This window comes from Cohnella sp. GCM10027633, from assembly GCF_042675445.1.
Taxonomy (GTDB): Bacteria; Bacillota; Bacilli; order Paenibacillales; family Paenibacillaceae; genus Cohnella.
Window position 1 is genome coordinate 103,797 of record NZ_JBHTGV010000009.1, and the last position, 20,506, is coordinate 124,302.

The 20,506-nt window shown below is 46.7% G+C and carries 18 protein-coding genes and 1 pseudogene; 5 read left to right on the forward strand and 14 right to left on the reverse strand.

The window, feature by feature from the left end; all coding sequences use genetic code 11:
* Positions 1-36: 36 nt before the first annotated feature.
* From ACFQZG_RS19265 to ACFQZG_RS19285, 5 genes are all read right to left on the reverse strand, one after another.
* Positions 37-297: an alpha/beta-type small acid-soluble spore protein gene (locus tag ACFQZG_RS19265; protein WP_378155437.1), complete on the reverse strand. Its 261-nt coding sequence runs from the start codon at positions 295-297 to the stop codon at positions 37-39.
* Positions 298-393: 96 nt separating this feature from the next.
* Positions 394-1,266 carry a dTDP-4-dehydrorhamnose reductase gene (gene rfbD, locus ACFQZG_RS19270; RefSeq protein WP_378155439.1) on the reverse strand — a complete coding sequence of 291 codons (873 nt, stop codon included), beginning with the start codon at positions 1,264-1,266 and terminating at the stop codon, positions 394-396.
* Complete coding sequence (rfbB, locus tag ACFQZG_RS19275; RefSeq protein ID WP_378155441.1) at positions 1,263-2,243, reverse strand: dTDP-glucose 4,6-dehydratase; 981 nt, start codon at positions 2,241-2,243, stop codon at positions 1,263-1,265. The genes rfbD and rfbB overlap by 4 nt, the downstream gene beginning before the upstream one ends.
* Complete coding sequence (gene rfbC / locus ACFQZG_RS19280) at positions 2,240-2,809, reverse strand: dTDP-4-dehydrorhamnose 3,5-epimerase (RefSeq protein WP_378155443.1); 570 nt, start codon at positions 2,807-2,809, stop codon at positions 2,240-2,242. Before rfbC ends, rfbB begins: the two co-directional genes overlap by 4 nt.
* Positions 2,810-2,932: 123 nt before the next feature.
* Complete coding sequence (locus tag ACFQZG_RS19285) at positions 2,933-3,199, reverse strand: hypothetical protein (RefSeq protein WP_378155445.1); 267 nt, start codon at positions 3,197-3,199, stop codon at positions 2,933-2,935.
* Between the two features lie 381 nt (positions 3,200-3,580).
* Between ACFQZG_RS19285 and ACFQZG_RS19290 the strand changes: the two genes are divergently transcribed.
* From ACFQZG_RS19290 to ACFQZG_RS19310, 5 genes and pseudogenes are all read left to right on the forward strand, one after another.
* Entirely contained in the window at positions 3,581-4,867 is a 1,287-nt protein-coding gene (locus tag ACFQZG_RS19290) for a right-handed parallel beta-helix repeat-containing protein (protein ID WP_378155446.1), read from the forward strand.
* A 38-nt stretch (positions 4,868-4,905) separates the two neighbouring features.
* Positions 4,906-5,046 (forward strand): annotated as a pseudogene (locus ACFQZG_RS19295) (MBOAT family protein); the annotation flags it as partial.
* A gap of 145 nt (positions 5,047-5,191) precedes the next feature.
* Complete coding sequence (locus ACFQZG_RS19300; protein WP_378155448.1) at positions 5,192-5,602, forward strand: hypothetical protein; 411 nt, start codon at positions 5,192-5,194, stop codon at positions 5,600-5,602.
* Between the two features lie 503 nt (positions 5,603-6,105).
* A complete protein-coding gene (locus ACFQZG_RS19305; protein WP_378155450.1) occupies positions 6,106-7,359 on the forward strand; it encodes an MBOAT family O-acyltransferase in 1,254 nt (417 codons plus the stop codon).
* 13 nt (positions 7,360-7,372) lie between these two features.
* Positions 7,373-8,530 carry a hypothetical protein gene (locus ACFQZG_RS19310; protein WP_378155452.1) on the forward strand — a complete coding sequence of 386 codons (1,158 nt, stop codon included), beginning with the start codon at positions 7,373-7,375 and terminating at the stop codon, positions 8,528-8,530.
* A gap of 72 nt (positions 8,531-8,602) precedes the next feature.
* Here the strand turns inward: ACFQZG_RS19310 and ACFQZG_RS19315 are convergent, their stop codons facing one another.
* From ACFQZG_RS19315 to ACFQZG_RS19355, 9 genes are read right to left on the reverse strand one after another with little or no spacing between them, the layout of a single operon-like run.
* Positions 8,603-9,478: an SDR family oxidoreductase gene (locus ACFQZG_RS19315; protein ID WP_378155454.1), complete on the reverse strand. Its 876-nt coding sequence runs from the start codon at positions 9,476-9,478 to the stop codon at positions 8,603-8,605.
* Positions 9,475-10,716: a glycosyltransferase family 4 protein gene (locus tag ACFQZG_RS19320; RefSeq protein ID WP_378155455.1), complete on the reverse strand. Its 1,242-nt coding sequence runs from the start codon at positions 10,714-10,716 to the stop codon at positions 9,475-9,477. Before ACFQZG_RS19320 ends, ACFQZG_RS19315 begins: the two co-directional genes overlap by 4 nt.
* Positions 10,717-10,730: 14 nt before the next feature.
* Positions 10,731-12,692, reverse strand: coding sequence for a heparinase II/III family protein (locus ACFQZG_RS19325; protein ID WP_378155457.1), 1,962 nt, complete (start codon positions 12,690-12,692; stop codon positions 10,731-10,733).
* Positions 12,693-12,715: 23 nt separating this feature from the next.
* Complete coding sequence (locus ACFQZG_RS19330; RefSeq protein WP_378155459.1) at positions 12,716-13,276, reverse strand: sugar transferase; 561 nt, start codon at positions 13,274-13,276, stop codon at positions 12,716-12,718.
* Positions 13,260-14,531: a nucleotide sugar dehydrogenase gene (locus ACFQZG_RS19335; RefSeq protein ID WP_378155461.1), complete on the reverse strand. Its 1,272-nt coding sequence runs from the start codon at positions 14,529-14,531 to the stop codon at positions 13,260-13,262. Before ACFQZG_RS19335 ends, ACFQZG_RS19330 begins: the two co-directional genes overlap by 17 nt.
* Before the next feature lie 32 nt (positions 14,532-14,563).
* Complete coding sequence (asnB, locus tag ACFQZG_RS19340; protein ID WP_378155462.1) at positions 14,564-16,453, reverse strand: asparagine synthase (glutamine-hydrolyzing); 1,890 nt, start codon at positions 16,451-16,453, stop codon at positions 14,564-14,566.
* A gap of 5 nt (positions 16,454-16,458) precedes the next feature.
* Positions 16,459-17,919, reverse strand: a complete 1,461-nt coding sequence (locus ACFQZG_RS19345; RefSeq protein ID WP_378155464.1) for a lipopolysaccharide biosynthesis protein — start codon at positions 17,917-17,919, stop codon at positions 16,459-16,461.
* 6 nt (positions 17,920-17,925) lie between these two features.
* The gene (locus tag ACFQZG_RS19350; RefSeq protein WP_378155465.1) at positions 17,926-19,128 is read right to left on the reverse strand and encodes an O-antigen ligase family protein; all 1,203 of its coding nucleotides are present in this window, start codon (positions 19,126-19,128) and stop codon (positions 17,926-17,928) included.
* A 22-nt stretch (positions 19,129-19,150) separates the two neighbouring features.
* Positions 19,151-20,500 (reverse strand): capsular polysaccharide export protein, LipB/KpsS family, encoded by a 1,350-nt coding sequence (locus ACFQZG_RS19355; RefSeq protein WP_378155467.1) that lies wholly within the window; start codon positions 20,498-20,500, stop codon positions 19,151-19,153.
* Positions 20,501-20,506: the final 6 nt, after the last annotated feature.

The window sequence follows — 20,506 nt, forward strand, 5'->3', positions numbered from 1 at the left end:
AGGGTGTCAATGTGCGAACGTTGATCCTCTCAGCCTTTAAACGACCGTATTTTGAGCTTGCCTCACGAGACGCTTCGTAATTTCTCCGCCGATCGAACCCGTCTCCCTGGAGGTTAGGTTACCAAAGTATTGCTTCTGATAACTTACCCCGCCTACGCTTCCCAATTCGCCCGCGAATTCCGTGTCCAATCCTGACGAACCCTGGCTCATCGATACGCCAAGTTCCGATGCGACTTCGTATTTCATTTGATTCAGCGCGTTCGCGCACTCCGGTACAAGCTTGCTGCGATTCGCCATGATGTCAATGTGCCTCCTTGATGTGTGATGGACATAGTATGTGCGGCATCCTCACGCTCAAGGCGTATGAGTTAATGGTCGATCGGGGAAAATGTTCTAATCCGTCCGAGCGTTGCTAATATATTCGCTTAACGCTTCGCGCCAATGACGCAACGGATGCAACCCGGCGTTCGCGAGGGCTTGTTGCCCTAGCACGGAATACGACGGTCTTGGCGCAGGGCGCGGGAATTCCTCCGTGGTGCATGGTAGGACAACTATCTCGGTTAACCCCGCTTCTTCGAAGATAGCCTTAGCGAACTCGTACCAGGTGCACTGCCCGGTATTCGTCGCATGATAGGTGCCGAAGTAGTCCGTCTCGACAAGTCGTACGAGCAACATTGCTAAATCTAATGTATACGTCGGACTTCCGGTCTGATCGTTAACGACTTTCAGCACTGTATTTTTGCTCGCGAATTGCAGCATCGTCCGAACGAAGTTATTGCCGTATTGGCCATACACCCAGGAAGTTCGTGCGATAAACGCTCTCGAGCAATGCATAACCGCCTGTCTTTCACCTTCGAGCTTCGTCTTGCCGTATACGGATTGCGGTGCCGTTATATCCATTTCACCGTATGGCTTAGTCCCTTGGCCATCGAATACATAATCCGTGCTTACATAGCACAACTTAGCTCCGACGGATTCGGCGGCATTGGCGACGTTGCGCGTTCCTACGACGTTCACGAGATACGCCCCGTCCGGATCTGATTCCGCTCGGTCGACGGCCGTGTAGGCCGCCGCATGTATGATCGCGTCGGGTTTGATCCCCGCAATGACTCGTTTGCATTGATCGGCATCAGTAATATCCAGCTGATAGCGATCAAACCCGATAATACGCGCGTTCGGCATCGACAATCGCGTCAGTTCTTGCCCCAGTTGCCCTCCCGCCCCAGTCACCGCAATCGTATAATCGGTTCTCGATTCGACAATCATCGGCGATAAGCTCCCGACAGGATTCGTTCCATCCATTTGCCGTGCGACAGGTACCAATCGATCGTTGCTTCGATGCCGGTTTCGTACCGATACTTCGGCGACCACCCCAGCTCGTTCGTAATTTTCGTCGCGTCGATCGCGTACCTGCGGTCATGTCCGAGACGGTCTTCCACGAATTGAATCAGGTTATCGGGTTTCCCTAACCGTCGAAGGATCGTACGCACGACATGCAGATTGGTGCGTTCGTTGTTGCCGCCTACATTATATACTTCCCCATTACGTCCCTTATGAAGCACGAGATCGATCGCGTTGCAATGGTCTTCGACGTACAACCAATCCCTGACGTTCTGTCCATCGCCGTATACGGGCAACGGTTGGTCGGCTAGAGCGTTGCGGATCATGAGCGGTATCAGTTTTTCCGGAAATTGATAGGGTCCGTAGTTATTAGAGCATCGCGTAATAGAGACCGGCAGACCGAAGGTTTCATGATAGGCCCTCGCGAGCAGATCGGCTCCCGCTTTGCTTGCCGAGTAAGGGCTGTTTGGCGCCAGCGGCGTTTCCTCGGTGAAAAATCCATCCGCGCCAAGCGTTCCGTAGACTTCGTCGGTGGACACCTGTACATACTTGGAAAACTTATATTTCAAGGCCAGATCCAGAAGCACTTGCGTTCCGAGCACATTGCTGCGAACAAAAACCCCCGGATTCTTAATACTGTTATCGACATGCGATTCCGCGGCGAAGTTTAATATTGCGTCGATACCCTCTTGGAACAACGGCTCAAGCGCGGCGCTATCCGCGATATCGGCATGAACGAAGCGGTACTGCCGATGATTCTCCAATCCCGCCAAGTTATCTAGGTTGCCGGCGTAAGTCAATAGATCGACATTGACCAATTGATAGTCCGGGTGTCGTCCCAGCATATAACGTATGAAGTTGCTGCCAATGAATCCCGCTCCGCCGGTTATGAGTAGTCTCAAGTCGGTCTCCTCTCTTCGTAGGCGAAGTTATTATCCGCATCCGCGAGCAATGGATGTCTTGAATCCTTCGCCGATAGAATTGGACTATCCGTTGGCCATTCGATTCCGATCGCCGGGTCGTCCCATGCAATCCCGCGATCATGTTCCAACGAGTAGCGGCAGTCTACTTTGTATTGAACTTCCGTATTCGGAACGAGCGTGCAGAAGCCGTGCGCGAAGCCCGCGGGCACAAGCAACTGCAGCTTATTGTCCACAGATAACTCGAAGCCTTCCCACTGCCCGAAAGTGGGAGAGTCGACCCGGATGTCTACGACGACGTCGTAGATCGCACCGACCGTGACTCTGACCAACTTCGTCTGGGCCATCGGAGCAAGCTGGTAGTGCATGCCTCTGATTACTCCCTTCTCGACGGATAGGGAGTGGTTATCTTGCACGAACGTCATGGATATGCCATGCCGGTTAAATCTCTCCGCGTTATAGCTCTCCATGAAGAACCCGCGGTTGTCGCCGAACACTGTCGGTTCGATCAGGAATATTCCTTGCAGTTTCGTTTCATACATCTTCATACGAATCACCTTAACGCCACATTTACCGAACGATTCGGCATCCTATATGTATATTCCCGGAGCCGAAGAGATGCCATGGGCATAAAAAAGAAGCCTGCAAAGAGGCTTCCGCGAGTAACGAATCTATTGAATAGTATAAGCGCCGCGAACGAGAACGATTAATCCCTTCGTCTGCTTCGGGTCAGGTTCGATTCCCCTCTTATCGCGAGGATTCAGAATCAGGTGATTGTTCGTAATCGGCTTGCCTGGCTTAATGTCTAGTCCGTCCGTCAAGTCTGACAAGCCGTTCGCGTCGGAGCTTACGGCAATCGCTTTTCCCGTCCGTACGATCATCTCCCCACCGTCGGATACGATCAATTTGGAACCGAACGGTACCGTGACGACTTCCAACTTGCTGGATTCCCCGCCGCCGGAAATCGGTCCGAGCTTCTCAAGTTCTTGTTGAACTAACTTTGCTACCGAGCTATCCACATAGCCCTTGGTGACGATTGGATCGTCTGCTGAACCAGGGGTCGATCCTGGGCTATCCGCTTGTACAGTTGTCCATATCCCTGCCGCCCCTACTCCGATCGCGAAGACTGCCGTCATTCCCCATGTGGCCCATTTTCTCGATATAGGCAATTTCATCTCTCCCGTTCGACATATTCTACTCAATTGATACGCAGCCTAAGACAGTATTGTTGCGCTTTGAATGTATCATTTGTGTAAATTCATGTTTAGTTTGTATGCTATAATTTGTCGAATGGAATAAACAACTTCGAGGTGCTAATGTTGAAAAAACTAATCCTATCGTTCCTATTGCTTTTTCCGCTGCTCTCAATCGTTTCGAATGCCGAAACCAAATTCGATATACAAAAAACCATTGATTCGCTAGGAAAAAACGGAGGCACCGTAGAAATCCCGTCGGGCACGTACAATATCTCCAAGTCTATCGTAATAACGAAGCCTAACGTGATTTTAAAGGGCCAAGGCAACAGCACCGTATTGGTTGGCGCAAAATCAGACACAAGCATTATTGTTGTGAAGGGCAGCGAATCAACGGCGACGACAATATTAAACGATCTAAAACCCGGCGGCGGATTAGACTATCAGAATCCGGTTTTGCAAGTCGCGGATAGCCGCAATCTACGCGTCGGCGATCAAGTCAAGATCGTTCAGGGAACTTCAAAAAAATTCAGCTATAATTACATCCGATCCATTGACGGTAATAATGTTACGCTAGTGGACAATATTACGGAGAAGTACGAGGCGGCTAAAAAGCTTAAGCTCATTAAAGTGTCTCTATTGCCTGATGTAACCATCCAAGATATGAGTTTTACATCATTAGCCAAAGTCAGCGGAGAGCCCCAGCATGCAGCCATTCGAGGCATGTATACGGATCGCTTGAAAATCGAGAACGTCAATTTCACCAAAGTGACTGCGACCCCGATCTTTATCGATCAGTCTCTAACTCCATCGATTACAGGAAATTCTTTCATTCAAAGCGGCAGGGTTGAAAAAGGCGATTACGCGATCGGAAGCCAAGCAAATTTCGCGGCTAAGATCATGGATAATACCATTACGCAAAGCGGCCCCATTAATATAACGAATAATCAGTATACTAAGGTCATAAATAATTATGCCAATGATACCGGACCAACGAACAATGATGCTATAACCGTGGATGGAGGAATCGAAAATCTAATTTCGTACAACACGATTCTACGGCCCAATTGTTATGGCATTTGGTTGCTGGGCGGAGCCGAACGAAATACGATTTCAAACAATCAATTCATAGCGGGAATAACAAGCGGAGTTTATTTGACGGACGCCAAAAACAATATTATAGAAAATAACGTTGCCAGATATAACAGTGGAAACGGTATATTCTTAGACTTTGGTGCAGACCGTAACATGGTACGGAATAATAGCGTCTACGAGAACGAAAGCAGGGGAATATTAGTTCATGGTATTAATAATAAGCTCCTAGGCAACATCTCAGAAGATAACGCGATGGAACAGTTTAGAATTGCCACAGGAAATTCACTCGATAATGTCCCAACGGTCTTAGAAGAATAAATCTGTATATTGTCTAAACGACATTTAAGTAAAACTGCTTGCTGTTCAATACGTTGCCTTTTATTTTTCTGTTTTTACCGGTCACTTTCGCCATTTACTTCATATTAAACAAATTTAAACAGCCTAGAGCAGCCAGACTCTCTCTCGTCGCTTGCTCTCTCTTCTTTTATAGTTGGTGGAAAGGGCACTTCTACCGCCGTCCTATTGAATGACGGATCGTTTATTTATCCCGATTCCTATGATGATTCCCCATCATTTTTCAACGTTATTTATAAAATTTCCGACAAGCATGCAGATCCGGATACGATCAAAGCGTTCGGGAAAATGGTTAGCACGTTGAAATCTCTTGGGATCGAATCCTTTATCGTCATGACACCTTATCAACCGATTATTTTTTCCGATGAAAACGAGCCCGCTTCCATAAAAGATCATATACGAATCGAAGAAACTTTGATCATCGATACCGCCCTAAAATTCAACATCCCTTATTATGGCTCTTTCGACCCTAAGAAAGTCGGATGTCTTCCGGAAGATTTTCATGACGATAAGCATCCGAAAATAAGCTGCTTGAATAAAATCTACTTCAGTTCCGCAACTCCTGATGAGAATAATAGCGGTATCGCTCGCCAAACTTTGAATGAAGAATTAGATTGGCGTCTCGATTTATCAGCTTCGGGTATCAAATACGTGAAGATATCTTTCGATCAGCTCGCACTGCCCCCGAGCGGACATTAGCAATACACGAGTAAGCATCGCAAATTGTAGATAGCAAAGGTGCATCTATCCCTCACATTAAAAACTTAAGTTGGTCGTCCCACGGTATTAGCGCGTATCTGTTCTATGTCCCGGCCAAGGAGCTTATCCTCGCGTTGCCAAACGAAGCTACGGGTTGGGAGGACGCATTCGTCCCAACGGCAGATGATATCAAAAAGTTTTATAAAGACCACCCTACACAGTTAGATATATGATCGATTAGATGGTTAACCCAATATAGAAGGTAGAGAACTGTCACTGCATGTGACAGTTTTTCTATCGGCTTAAGACGTTTACAATGTGCCGTCGCATCATTTATTCAATATAAGGAGATGCTATTTTTGTTATTCAACTCCTATCCTTTCCTATTCATCTTTATGCCGATAGTGCTAATCGTATATTATTCGCTCGCTAAGTTTCGTTTATTCGATATAGCCACGCTGTCCCTAGTCGCAGCGTCCTTAGCCTTCTACGGGTACTGGAGCTTGAAGTACGTTCCGCTGCTGATCGCTTCCATCTTATTCAATTACGGGGTTGGACGATATTTGGAGTCTACCCGGTCGATCGATCGCCGAACGGATAAGCGCGCTGAATACGTCTTACTCCTAGGAATCGGTACGGATCTGCTGCTGCTCGGCTATTTTAAGTATTATAACTTCTTTATCGATAACCTTAACTCCGCGCTTCATGCGCAAATACTCAATCCGAGCATCATCCTGCCGCTGGGAATTTCGTTTTTTACGTTCACGCAAATCGCCTATTTAGCAGATGCGTACAGGGGAGAAACCAAAAAATACAGTCTGCTTTCTTATAGCTTGTTCGTCACCTTTTTCCCGCATTTAATCGCCGGCCCCCTCTTGCAGCACAAGAATGTAATCCCGCAATTCAGGCGGCTTAGAAGCTATTTGTTCCGTCATAAAAACTTCGCGATGGGCTTGACGTTCTTTGCGCTGGGTTTGTTCAAAAAGGTTATCATTGCCGACACCGTAGCCCAATCCGTCTCGCCGGTTTTTGATAATGCCGCTTCCGTGCAGCTAATAGAATCTTGGATCGGCGCATTGGCTTATACCTTGCAAATCTATTTTGATTTCTCCGGCTACTGCGACATGGCAATCGGACTCGGGCTGTTATTGAATATCAAGCTTCCGATTAACTTCAATTCTCCTTATCAATCTCTTTCGATCATCGATTTTTGGAGAAGGTGGCATATCACGTTGTCGACTTTCTTAAAAGATTATTTATATATTCCTTTAGGCGGCAATCGCAAAGGCCATGCCAAGCGCATGCGCAATTTGCTCATCACGATGATGATCGGCGGATTATGGCACGGAGCCGGCTGGACCTTTATCATCTGGGGAACGTTGCACGGGGTATACTTAGTTATTAACCACACCTGGAAGAAATTCAATATTCGGCTGCCTAAAATAATCGCGTGGCTTCTTACCTTCGGTTCCGTCATGCTGGCTTGGATTTTCTTCCGCGCTCACTCCGTTGCCGAAGCCTGGCATATCGTTCAGGCTCTGGTTGGGATGCACGGTTCGGCTTGGCCGCAAAAGTTTCCGACGGAATTGCTGCTGATTGTCGTTCTTCTTATTGGGGTTGTGTATGTTCCAAATACGCAGCAAGTCGTGAAGAGAATAAGCTCCAGTAGGTGGGGAGCCGTGCTGTTAATCGTCTTGGCGGTAATAAGCATGCTTCAAATGAACAAAGTTTCGGAGTTTTTATACTTTCAATTCTAAGGGGTGCATCCCGATGAAAAGACGTTATCGATCCTTTAATAGGATTTTTATAGTTGGATGCGCCAGCGTTCTGCTAGTGATTATCCTACTTAACCTGCTGGTCGATCCTTACGGGGTTTGGAGAAGTCCTGTCGATCGAAACCTAAACCTTAAAAAGCCCAATCTGTTTACGCATCAAAGAATGCTGAAAGCCGCCGATATCATTCATGATAAGCCTAAGGTCGTCTTTCTTGGATCATCCAAAGTGCAAAACGGTCTCGAACCGGACGACTATTTTCGCTTAACGGGCAAGCCCGCATACAATTTAGGGATGGGCGGTGCGGTCATGTCCGAGCAGCTGGCTTATTTAAAGCATGCTCTTTACAATCAACCAAGCTTGAATACGGTCGTCATAGGACTCGACTTCCGCTCCTTTAACCGTTTTCGGCCCGTAACTCCCGACTATGACGAAGCAAGGCTGCAAATTCCGTCGTTGTTGTTATCTCCGGACTTCTTTAAAACAACGATTACTTTAGACGCCATCAAGGAAAGCATCAACACGATAAAAGCCAATAAAGACAGCAATTATCCAGAGAATGTGTTCAACCGAAACGGAAAGAGAACAGAACAATCATTGCAAGCGGAGAACGGCGGCCGCAATATGATTGATATATTCGCCGGTTACTGGTCTGCCTCTATGAACAGTACCGAGACCTATAAAACTTACGAGCTATCCGAACAGTATTTAGATGACTTTAAAGCTATTGTCGAGCTTTGCAAAGATAAGCGCATTAAACTGCTCGTCTTCGTTTCCCCCTCCCATGCTTCCTTAGTGGAATCGATCCGCGTAGCCGGACAATGGGACAATTATGAACAATGGAAACGCAAGCTGGTGGAAATCACGCCTTTGTGGGACTTTTCGGGATACAACAGCATTACCAGCGAACCCATAACGAATCAAATGCAAAATTATTGGGATTCCACGCATTACCGCAAAAACGTCGGGAAAATGGTTTTAGAAAGAATGCTTGCGATCAATGATGAACGATTGCATAATGACTTCGGGGTTTGGATTGAAAATGAATCTACTATGGAAACTCACCTTCAGACGATCCGTCAACTGCAGCTTTCTTGGAATGAGCAAAACGTAGGAATCGTAAAAATGATTCAGGATCTAAAACCCACAGCTTAAAAAGGAAAAACAAAAAAAGTCGTTGTTTTGTTGCATTAGGCAACAAAACAACGACTTTTTTCCACCAGCCTATCAAATCATCCGTAACGATCTCATTCGCTCAATTTGTTTCGCGATGCCTTGCTTGAACGTGACAGGGTTAAACTGGAAGGTTTGCGCCGCCTCGGAGTGATCGAACACCTTATCCTCGTTCAGACGAAGCAACTGCTCCGTTTTGATCTTCGGGTTCTTCGAAAGGCGATTGTAGAAACTCACGATCGGAAGCGTCATACCGAGTGGAAAGTGGAGCTTAAACACTCTTTTACCCAACAAGCCCGCAATCGTATCGATAACTTCGTTAAACGTTAGCGGCTCCTTGCCGGATAAATTGAAAGACTTTCTGTTGCATTGGTCCGACAATAAGCTGTTCAATATCCCCTGCGCCAAATCCTCGACGTAAATCGGCTGTTGCTTGGAATTCCCGTCGCCAACGATCGGCATCGCGGGAAATCGATTCAAGAATCGAACCAGCCTTGTCATATTGCGGTCCTTTTCCGTTCCGAAAATCATCGTTGGCCGCAATATCGTATAATTCAATCGGCTATCGGTAACCGCTTTTTCCGCTGCCATTCTTACCGCTTTCGTTTTAGCAGGCAAATTCGTGAAAATCGCCGTCGTACTCACAAATATCGCGCGGTTCACGCCTGCATCCACGGCACCGTTCACGATCGTTTCCGCATGTCCGAATCCAAGCGAGGCGATATTCACGAGCTTGTCCGCTCCGACTAACGCTTTGCGGTAAGAATCCTTATCCTCGAACGATCCATACACGATTTCGACGCGTTTGGGATCCAACTGGGAGATATCGCTGTCTTTCCGAACCAAACACCGAATCTCTGCATCCGTTTCGACTAATTTGCGAATAAAGTGGCTGCCCGTGAAACCCGTTGCACCGGTGACAAGAATCATCGGCTGTTCACCTCCGTGACTTCTTTCATGATACCGATATACTTATCCGCTAATGCCATGCGCGAATAATGACCGTTAACGAATTCCGAGCCTTGATGGCTTAGTTTCTCTCTCAGCTCGGAATCGCTTAACAGCTTTCGAACCGATTGGACGATCGCTGACACGTTCTCCGGCTCCACGACCAGCGCACCGCCGGAGCGTTCGAGGATCTCTGCCGATTCACCGGAAATCGACGCCACGATCGGGCATCCGCTACCGAGTATTTCGAACATTTTAGATGGAATGTAGGCATCGAACATAGGCAAATTCCGCAAGGGCACGAAGCTCAGATAGGAGGCCTTATAAAACAGCGGGATACGATGCTTGTCCTGGGGAGAGATGAACTGGACGTTAGAAAGTCCGTAACCGGCCGCAAGATCGATCAGCTTCTTCTTCTCGGCTCCTTCGCCTACAAAGACGAATAGAACATCGGAATCGTTGAGCATCTCTTTCGCGGCTTCGATAATCGTGCCGAGCCCTTGCGATATTCCGTGAGCGCCGACGTACAAGAGCACTTTCTTGTCGCCCCATCCGAATTCCTGACGCAATGGCTCTACCGCCGGCATGTCGTCTCGATTGAAGATCGTGGTGTCCACGCCATTGGTGATGACATCGACTTTGCCGGGCGGTACACCGCGCGATACTAGATCTTCCTTGAAGCTATTCGTCACGACGACGACCTTCTTGCTCCTCTTGTATAGGAACATTTCCATGACCGTGAGCGTTTTAATGATCATTTTATTTTTAAGCACGCCAAGCTTAATTATCGCGTCCGGCCATAGGTCGCGCACCTCGAAGATGTAAGGCTTTCTTTTAAACAAACTGAATATATAACCCGAAATCACCGAGAACAAAGTCGGCGAGCTAACGATGATTACATCCGGTTTGGATATGCGGAACAGACTCAGGCATATGGAAGAAATCATGAACGAGACATGACCGAGCGTTTTTTTGAAAAACCCTTCATTCGGCGTTGCATACACGTAGTTGCGATGAATCTTTATCCCTTCGACCACTTCCGCCATATATCGGTTTCCTCGATAGTTCTCGGGAATTATCCCCGTAGGGTGGTTAGGAAAACACGTCACGACTTGCACCTCATGGCCCTGATCTACCCATCTCTTAGCCATCTCGAACAATCTTGCCGAAGGCGCGCCGATCTCGGGATAAAAATAATGGCAAATCACGACGATCTTCATTGGATAACCCCTCATTATTCTTGAATACGGTAGTCGAGCCGCGGTCCGAATTTGATCTTTAGCAGGGAGTTGCCGATTTCGAGCGAATAATGATCCGTCTTGGATTTCGCGAAACGTACGTTAACCTGTTCCGCAGAGAGAACATACCCGACGACTTGACGCCCGGCATCCCCCTTAGCCTCGATATTCAATACCGCGTTGTCCGCTTTTTTCCCGAATTGAGGCGAATACATCCCGGTCTGCAGCTTAGCATTCAACCGGTCGCTTCCGAACGGGTATATGAACATCGTTCGATCGTCTGCCACTGATTGAAAGAACGATCCCGACGGGACGACTTCAATACCCGAATGAAAATGTACAAGACTGTTCGCCTCAAAGCCTTTCTTCCCGGTGATCTCGTCCAGAACGATCAAGATATTCCGATTCAGCAAAAACATCTTTCTAATCGGAGTTACGCCAAATCGACGATAACCATTATGGACAGCCGAAATCGACCAAATGTCCGGCTTGTCTTCCCATTGCACGTAGGTAGGCTTTGCCCTGCTCGCCAGCCGGAAGTTACCCCAGACGTCGGATTGATTGGTCTGGTTGATCATCAAGCAGTTATGAGCAGCCGTTCCCCGGAAGACGTTGCGATATTCCCCTTGATAATGATAGACTCCCGAATCTACAATCCATCGTCTCGTTCCGACCGACAGCTCGAAGCTGCCGAAATCCGCATGCGCATGGGCAGGCAAAAAGTCGGGACACGAAGCCCCTGCGTCCGCAATGATGAACAAATCATCCTTCACTGCCGTAAAATAACCGGTCTCCTTGGCAGCAAAAGGCACTATTCCCGATTGCTCAGTGTCCCTATTACCGAGCAGCTTCCCGCTAACTAATAGATCGTCCAGCAAAGTGCTACGCAAGTCCGTTGCATATGCCTCTTTGAAGCCTGCCTCTTCCGCTAATAACCGTATGCTTGACGCTGAAGGCGCGATACCGAATGCGGAATCGTTGAACAACGCGATATCCCCATCCGGATGAAGCGTACGATCGTGAAATAGGAGCATCTCCTGCACTTTCCTATTCACTTCGCTTGGGATCGGACGATTGTAAATCCGGAGCAAGCGAATAACTTCCAAATAGTCCTTCAAGACGATCTGATGATACATCGGAGACCGTTCATAATGACCGCCATCTGGCAGTACTTGCGCCTCCAGCTGCCACCATAGAATGCGGCATCCTTTGTTCAACAGCTTGGCAGACAATGGGATATCCAGCAGCAGACCCGCGAATACCAATCCTCTTCCGTTCTCGATCACATGGTTGCCCAGTACGTCCCATTCCACGTTGTCGTATAAAAACAAGCCTTGTTTGGCATAGCTTTGAATGAATCTCGACTTGAATGCAGGGTCTTGATCGATACGGCTTCTGAACAGGTCGTACGCATATGCCCAATGCACCAATCGCAAGGAAATCGTATACGGATGCCACCCGTCGCCGATCCCCAATCTGGGGTTCCCTTTGATCCAGCTATCTACTAGCGCTTTGAAAGTCTCGTAATAAGATTCGTTATGCGGTTCAATCTTCGAAGCGTACCCCAGCTCGATCCCGTATTCGAAGTAATGAAGGTTGTATCTCCATAAATGCGATTGAGACTTAACGTGCCAATCAATGTCCCCGTCGAACCGATATTCATTATTTAGGAAAGCAAACCGATATTGTTGAACGGACTTGACGTTGCGCATAAAATTGTCCATTCGCGAGGAATTCCAGTTTTGGTGCGGATTCTGGTCCGCATAAGTGATCGAGTGACCCGGCATTTCGAGCCCTAGGCGCGATCCGGCCTTTGAATCATAGCGATTCGCCGTGATAATGCGAAACGGGTAAGCGAATTTTCGCTTACCCATAAAAACGATTCGATGGAAGATCTGACTCGGTTTCATATACTTGACGGTAGACCATGTTTTGTTCAATCGTCCGATAATATTCATGAGAGCCTCTTCCCGCTATTTCATTAGGCTTTGATACCCTTGGATTGCACGACGTTCGTAACTGTTCTGACAATAATTTTGATGTCCATGAACAGTCCTTGGTTTTGCAAATAATACAAGTCGTATTGCGCCTTCTGCTCATCCGTAATTTCATCTCGGCCGTTGACTTGAGCCCATCCCGTCAAGCCTGGCCGGAGCTGTTGAATGTTCATTTCATTGCGCATATGGATCAGTTCTACTTGATTATATAAGGCCGGTCTTGGACCTACGATGCTCATGTCACCATTGATGATGTTGAGCAATTGCGGCAGTTCGTCCAAACTTGTCTTCCTGAGTATTCTTCCTACCCTCGTAATGTATGCTTCCGGGCTCGCTAACAAGTGGGTCGGCAAGTTCGGAGAATCAATGCGCATTGTTCTGAACTTGTAAATGGTGAAAAGCATATTGCCCTTTCCCGAACGTTGCTGCCTGAAAAACACCGGACCTTTCGAATCCAGCTTGATCATTAATCCGATTACAATGAATAATGGCGAGAAAGCGATCAATGCGATGAATGAAATAATGACATCAAATAACCGTTTCATAGGTTACGCCCCGATTCATGTAGTCTCCAATCGTGTAGACTTTCATCTTTCGGCCGCTTTTTACGCAGTTTTTCGTATCTAACAGGATCGCAGCGTTCATAAGCGATGCGTAGCGGTCAAAGTCAAGCTGCTTGAATTCATTATGATCCGCCAAGACAACCGCAAAATCCGCTCCGGTCAGCGCGGTTTCCAAGTCCTTGGCCAACGGCTGCGTATAATGTTTAACGTGCGGGTCGAAAATACTAACAGCGATTCCTTGTTCAATCAGAAGGTCAATGACTTCGGTCGCAGGGCTCTCGCGGTAATCATCGATATTTCCTTTATACGTGACGCCGAGAACTGCGACTTTCCGCGGTTTCATACCGCTCAATTTATGAATTTGATCGACGACGAAATGAGGCATATGCGAATTGACTTGTCTGGAAAGAGCAATGATTTTGGATTCTTCAGGAGCCTTTTCGATAATAAAGTACGGATCGACCGCCAAACAATGTCCTCCAACGCCCGGACCTGGTTGATGAATATTGACGCGCGGATGCTTATTGGCCATCCTGATGACTTCCAATGCGTTCATCCCGAGTCTCTCGCAAATCATCGCAAGCTCGTTCGCGAGGGCAATATTAACGTCTCTAAACGTATTTTCCATCAATTTTGCCATTTCGGCCGAAGTTGCATCCGTCAAATAGATTTCGCCTTTAACGAAGCATTCATATACTTCTTTCGCCTTCTGCGCCGAAATCGAATTGATTCCTCCGACGATTCGGTTGTTGTGAACCAACTCGATTAGTATTTGTCCTGGAAGTACGCGTTCAGGGCAGTGAGAAACGTATAGATCTTCTCCCGGCGGGAAACCGGCTTCAATCAGAATAGGACACACGACGTCCTGAACGGTCCGAGGCGGAATTGTCGATTCCACGATTAGGATATTATCTTTTCGAAGATAAGGAACTATGGCCTTCGTCGCCGAAACGACGTAGGAAAGATCCGCTTTATGATCTGCCGTAATTGGAGTCGGAACCGCGATAATAAAGACGTCCGCCGGCACGATTTCCGTTGAGGCGCTCAACTTGTTTTTCTCTACCGCCGATTTCACGAAACCTTGCAGTCCGGGTTCCTCGATCGAAATTTCCCCTTTGTTCAGGGCATCTACGATATTCTTATTGATGTCTACTCCGATGACTTCATTCCCGTGATTCGCGAACATTGCAGCGGTCGGCAACCCGATGTAGCCAAGTCCGATTACGCATATTTTCATTGCCGTCACCTTCCTCGAATGATTTGCTATGTTTATTGACTCAACCATGCTTCAAGCGTTGCAAGACCAAAAAGGAACGTCGAATTATCCCTTTGTCCGGATTTGAATTGGTCGATCTGACCTTTGACAAACTTCTCTGGAATAATCTGATTAATCTGTGAATCACCACTAGTTAATAACGCTTCTAAAGACGCAAGGTTGCGCTGCATAAACATTTGCATTGGCGGATTAAACGGTCGCTTCGGTTGGCTCTTGATGAAATCAGGTAATTCTTGAGGCAATGCTCCCGCTAACAACGGCTTCGTTTGGCCCTTTTTAACTTTATGTTCGCTCGGTATATTCAACGCACTATGAATCAATTCCGTTGACAGGAACGGACATCTTAGCTCCAATGCGTGCGCCATGCTCGTGCGGTCAGCCGATTGCATCAAGTTGTATGGAACGAACGACGTCAGGTCCACGAGCGCTGCCGCTTTAATCGGATCGTTCTGATGGCGTTGGAATAACGCCAATTTGTCCTCATAATACGGCGTTAAACCATTCAGTCCGATCTCTTTGACCAAAGTATCTGTACTGCAATAAGTGGACCAATCCATGAAGCTTGCGGCCATCGGCTGCTTTAAGCCCATGGAAAATTGCTTCAAGCGTCTGATTTTCGTTGAAAACCTGCCGCTTTCCGGAACGATGGACAGGCACGAGGCGATTCCCGATTTCAAGAAGCCTGGGATATGCTGCAGGTTCTTGTATAAGTTAAGCGCTTTGTATCGGGGATATCCGGCCAATATTTCATCTCCGCCGTCTCCCACCATACCGACTTTGCATCGCTTCGAAACCAAAGATGCAATATGATCCGCAACGATCGCCGTCCCATTCCCGAAAGGCTGACTGAACAGATGGGTTACTCGATTCACGGCATCCATAAAGTTATCGTTCTCCGTAAATATCCATTGCTGATTACGTACCCGATGGAACTCGGAAGCTTGCGCGGCAAGCTCGCTTTCATCAACTTGCGTCGAAACCTTCGAACCCGCGTATTTGACGGTGAATGTTTCTAGATCATTGTCTGGTTGCAAGGAGCGAACGGCTCCCAATATCGCATTGGAATCCAAACCTCCGCTTAGGTATACGCCGATCGGTACGTCGCTCCGTAATCGCATCGAAATACTGCCGAAAAACTTTTCGCGGAATATATCCGTCGCTTCTTGGAAGCTTAGCTCGCCCTCACGCGCTAAATAATCCTCTATGTTATAGTATCGAGAAGCTTGTATGTCGGCCTCGTCGATATCGACCTCCACGCAATGGCCCGGCGGCAGTTCTCTAATGCCTTTATAAAGCGTGTTCGGCGCCGCGGTATAAAGGAATCGGATATAATCTGATAGTCCGTCCTCGTCAAGAGATAAGTCGATCCCTTCGATTTCTCTCAATGCTTTTATTTCCGATGCGAAGGCGAAAGCATTGCTCTTCAATGCGGATTTATACACCGAATAATAGAGCGGTTTCTCGCCGATGTGATCTCTCGCCAGCAACAGCTTTCTCTTGGATTTATCAAGGAATGCGAACGAGAACATTCCGTCAAGCGCAACGATACCTTGCGGACCGTTCTCGATTATCCAGTACAATAGTACTTCCGTATCCGATGTTGTTCGGAACGGATACCCTTTCCTTTCCAAGGCCGAACGCAATTCAAGATAATTGTATATTTCGCCATTGTACGTCAGAACATATCTACCGCAGGAGGAAACGAACGGTTGATTGCTCCTTTCATCCAAGTCGATAATGCTTAGACGCACATGTCCGAGAGCAACCGAATGATCGGGAAGATCCATCTCTACGCATGCATCGGGACCTCTATGGTTCAACACTTTCAGCATATTCCGCAATGCGTTTCGATCATTCCCCGTAATTCCAGCAATCCCGCACATTAGGTTCACCTATTTTCATATTTGACGTTTACGATCCTATGGAATAATCTATAACCTTTCCAAATGAAAAAACCAAACAATACAGCATAGAGTAGAAACGATATGATAGATATCACGATCTCGTGACCGCTAATTCGTACCGAATTAAAACCTGCAGTCAATATCAATGTTACCACAAGCGGACTTGATATCATTGTAGCCAATCGGAGCCAGTGTTTTGCTTTTTGCTTAAATGACGAATGCTTTAGATAGTAACTTATGAATAAATATAATAACGCAAAGTAATAGAGGAGCTGGGCGGCAAAAACCGCTTTCGAGAAGGAAAGGAATGCGTGATCGATAAGGAGCGCACTCCCGGTAAATCCGGCCATGACAATGATCATTATGATATGTATGGCGATAAGACGCTTCTCGCCGTTATGACCCATGATGAAGCTGAAGGTCGGTTGAACCGACGAGAAGAAATAAACTCCGATCATCATATAAAAAATTGGTTGAATTGCTTCTGCGTACTTACTGAAATAGGAATGGATCAGCAGATCCCCGAAAAAGTAATAACCGCCGAAGGCTATAGCGGCTCCGATTGCCGTAATCCACATCGAGTGCAGCGACAAACTCGCGGCCTGGTCGTAATCGCCGGATCCTTGCATCCGTAAGGAAAACGTTGAAAATACGCGATCAATCGCGTTAACCATTAGCAATACGACTTGATTAGCCAAATAAGCAAAACCATACAGCGCAAGCATCTCTATGTTGGCTCCGATCATTATGACAATACGATCTGTCATTTGAAGGAGGAAGTTAACGATAGTGAAGAAGAACGGTAGAGCCCCTGAAACGAGTAAACGCTTAAGTACCGTAATATCGAAGTCTAGCTGAATTTTTCGTCTGAATTGGTAGTATAACGTCGATAGCAAGTAGGCGATCAATATTGCAACTAATGCTCCCGTCAATTGCCATTTTGAAGCCAGCAAATAGACGAAGATCAAATAGGAGAACGAGTAGATAAGGAGGCCCATGCTCATTCTGAAGTAATTCGTCTCATTCTTTAACCGGGCTTGATGGTAAGAATAGCTCTGAATGAGAAAACCGATGACGCCAAAAGCCAACCACTGCTCCCACCCAAAGCTGCCTACAGGCTTCCGAACACTAATTAATGCAATCAACGCAATGATAAGCAGGAAAGTTCCGCCGAGAATCAGCATATAGCTCTGCACGACGTTGTTTAACTTTTCGCCCTCTTTTTTGTGGCTTTGATGCTGCAACGGAGCCACTTTATTGTAAGCGGAAAGCAACCCCAAGTGCGCATATAACAAAAACCGTAAACCCGCTTGCAAGGAAGTCCATAACCCGTAAGTTCGAGTATTCAAGGCGCTTGCTAATATTAACTCGGCTAAATACATCGGTATTTTGGACAGAAAATCTCCTGACAAGCTGTGGATAATTCCCTTTCGAATACGTTCCATATCACACTACCCTACTCGCCGTACAAACTCTTTGCGACTGGCCGGATTTAACAGCAAGCCGACAAAAGTCCATAGGACAGGTTCATTAAATAAATTGAAAACGAATATCGAATAGAGGAAATACGAATAGGCAGTTAACCGCATAACGCCATCAAGCCCTGTAAACCGACCTCTTATGCGCCACATTTGGTAAGCCAGAAGAAGAAACGCTACGATCGACAACGGGAGTCCCCAGATGACGAGGACATTTAGCGGGCTGAAGTGGATATTATGGTAGTTTTCTTCCGGCGTAATTTTCGGGTCGTCGTAATAGAACGTATAAGAAAAACCCAATCCCGAGCCAAACAGCACTTCGGTCGGACTCTCTACCCACCCCTTCCAAGCGGACTTCACTTCGGCGATTCTCTCTGAGGAATATTCGGCAATGCTTAAGGAACGAATCGCTTCAATCTTCTGATATGCCTTCGTTTGAGACAGATCGACGCCGGAGACTTGCAATCCAATCAGAAGAACAATGCCAACGAGAATAAGCTTGACGTACAATCGCGCTCTTGAGACCGACAACGTGAGCCAGGATAACCAATAACCGAACATACTGACCACAAGTACTCCGCGCTTTCCGGACAAGAATATCATCGCAAGCACAAAAGGCATCATGAGCAGCTTTTTCCGATCCAACCACCAATATAGTGCAAGCAAATAAATAGATGCATCTAAACCGATATAGTACGTTGGCCCGATGAGTTTATTTACGGCGTACATGAGCAAGATCACGATTGTGTTGGCATATACCGCATATTTGATCAACTTCACGACGAAATATTCGATATCGCCTTGTTCTAAGTTGCAATTCTTGTTGTACCAGTAAAGCAATATCCCCGCCAATAAGTGGCTGAAACCTGAGAATACCGATGAGATTTCATTCCCCATAAAGATGCCCGTAAAAAATCCGTACATCATCAGAAAAAGAAAGATAACGATATATATATCGATTTTGATCTTCCCGCTTCGAACGATCTGCACCAACAGAATTCCGCCGGCGATTACAATCAATAACGGCTCCATCATTCGAAGCAGAACGGAGACGGCAGTAGACCCCTGCATCGGTTTGAGTAAATATAAGAAGGGCGCAACAGCATAAAACGCAATTACGGCCTGATGGACGCGAAGCAAGGGACTCCGAGTCGAAGTGAGGGAAGAATCAATCATTTGCATTTCTCCGATTCCGTTGCTAATTCTTCGGGTTTTCTAAATAATTCATGACAGCTCTGAGATTCGCCTCGGTAATCGGTTGTTTGTCAGGACTCGTACGAACGAAATCATAAGGTCCCTTAACCGTATTTCCCAATATATTGCGCATATAACGAAAAATCTGATCCTCATCGTTGTGAATCGGCGTCAAATATTGGCCCCAATTCCCCGCATCGGAAAAGTTCTTGATCTCATGAATCATGCCGTCTAAGCTATAGAATGCTCCGCCCAAGGAGATGACGGTCTTTCCTTTGACTACCGCTTCCGCTCCCGTCGATGCCGCTCCCGTCACGAGAAGATATTGCGCGTAATTAAATATCTCTTGAACGGTAATATCGACGTCCGCCAATACGACATTGTCTTTATGTAGAAACTTCTCGTAAAACCGCTTCTCCCTAAAGCCGAACAAGTCCGGGTGCTCCTTGATAATAAGCAACGTATCTGAAGGGATGCTATTCAAAACCGTTCTTAGCATGTCTTCGTACTGTGAAAACCGGCTATCTTCAATGTAATAGTCCAAGGAGGTTTCGGGAGAGAATTGCAACGGGAAGAAGACCACTTTCTTGAACTTAGCCGCCTTTTGCTCAATCGATCCAGGATCCGCTACGAACATCTTTCTGGCTTCCAATACATCGATCGATTTAACCGTAATCGCTCCAGGCATCGGGAAAATACAATTATAATGGAAACTGTATTTATCATTTTTCAAGATCTTCATTGACTCGAAGAATACCTTCTTCATTCTTTCCCGAACATAAAGCTTCAACAACTTATAGTTGTTGCGCTTTGGCGAAAGCCATGTCGGACGGAAATTCTTTTTATTGATGACGGCTAAATATTCCGTTACTTCGTCGTCTGAAACATCCCTAGCCTTGCGCCATTCGCCTCGGCAAGTCATTCTGGTTAGGTTCGGCAAGAACGATTGTACCGGGAAGATACAGGCGATGTTGTTTTTCTGGCAATAGAGGTGAAGCAAATCCAATACATAATTATCAATCGGCAGACCGATCACATAATCAGGAGGAGTGATCGCGAAAATTTCTTGTAATGCCTTCCAAACTGAATTAATCAACCGATTCGCCAGATCTTTGCTTTGAAAGCGAAGATACCGGCATCTGCGAATGACGGCCTCATAATCCGAAGACAACTCAGGAAGCGCATCGAACTTATTATTCAGGTGCTTATAGAGTTTAGTAACGAGTCCTACGTCATCCCTATATTTGAAGTCGCTAATATAAAGTAAACGATATTGTTCAGAACCTAGAATATCCTTATAAACTTTGTTAAAACCGTTCGTGAACGGACGATTAAAAACATATACCGTCTTCATTGATTT

Bases quoted from the DNA above. Each gene is read 5' to 3' on its own strand.
- ACFQZG_RS19330 (WP_378155459.1), bottom strand. From the start codon at position 13,276: ATGAAACGGTTATTTGATGTCATTATTTCATTCATCGCATTGATCGCT.
- ACFQZG_RS19335 (WP_378155461.1), bottom strand. From the start codon at position 14,531: ATGAAAATATGCGTAATCGGACTTGGCTACATCGGGTTGCCGACCGCT.
- ACFQZG_RS19350 (WP_378155465.1), bottom strand. From the start codon at position 19,128: ATGATTGATTCTTCCCTCACTTCGACTCGGAGTCCCTTGCTTCGCGTC.
- ACFQZG_RS19310 (WP_378155452.1), top strand. From the start codon at position 7,373: ATGAAAAGACGTTATCGATCCTTTAATAGGATTTTTATAGTTGGATGC.
- ACFQZG_RS19320 (WP_378155455.1), bottom strand. From the start codon at position 10,716: ATGAAGATCGTCGTGATTTGCCATTATTTTTATCCCGAGATCGGCGCG.
- ACFQZG_RS19345 (WP_378155464.1), bottom strand. From the start codon at position 17,919: ATGGAACGTATTCGAAAGGGAATTATCCACAGCTTGTCAGGAGATTTT.
- ACFQZG_RS19265 (WP_378155437.1), bottom strand. From the start codon at position 297: ATGGCGAATCGCAGCAAGCTTGTACCGGAGTGCGCGAACGCGCTGAAT.
- asnB (WP_378155462.1), bottom strand. From the start codon at position 16,453: ATGTGCGGGATTGCTGGAATTACGGGGAATGATCGAAACGCATTGCGG.
- ACFQZG_RS19355 (WP_378155467.1), bottom strand. From the start codon at position 20,500: ATGAAGACGGTATATGTTTTTAATCGTCCGTTCACGAACGGTTTTAAC.
- rfbC (WP_378155443.1), bottom strand. From the start codon at position 2,809: ATGAAGATGTATGAAACGAAACTGCAAGGAATATTCCTGATCGAACCG.
- rfbD (WP_378155439.1), bottom strand. From the start codon at position 1,266: ATGATTGTCGAATCGAGAACCGATTATACGATTGCGGTGACTGGGGCG.
- ACFQZG_RS19325 (WP_378155457.1), bottom strand. From the start codon at position 12,692: ATGAATATTATCGGACGATTGAACAAAACATGGTCTACCGTCAAGTAT.
- ACFQZG_RS19315 (WP_378155454.1), bottom strand. From the start codon at position 9,478: ATGATTCTTGTCACCGGTGCAACGGGTTTCACGGGCAGCCACTTTATT.
- ACFQZG_RS19300 (WP_378155448.1), top strand. From the start codon at position 5,192: ATGGTTAGCACGTTGAAATCTCTTGGGATCGAATCCTTTATCGTCATG.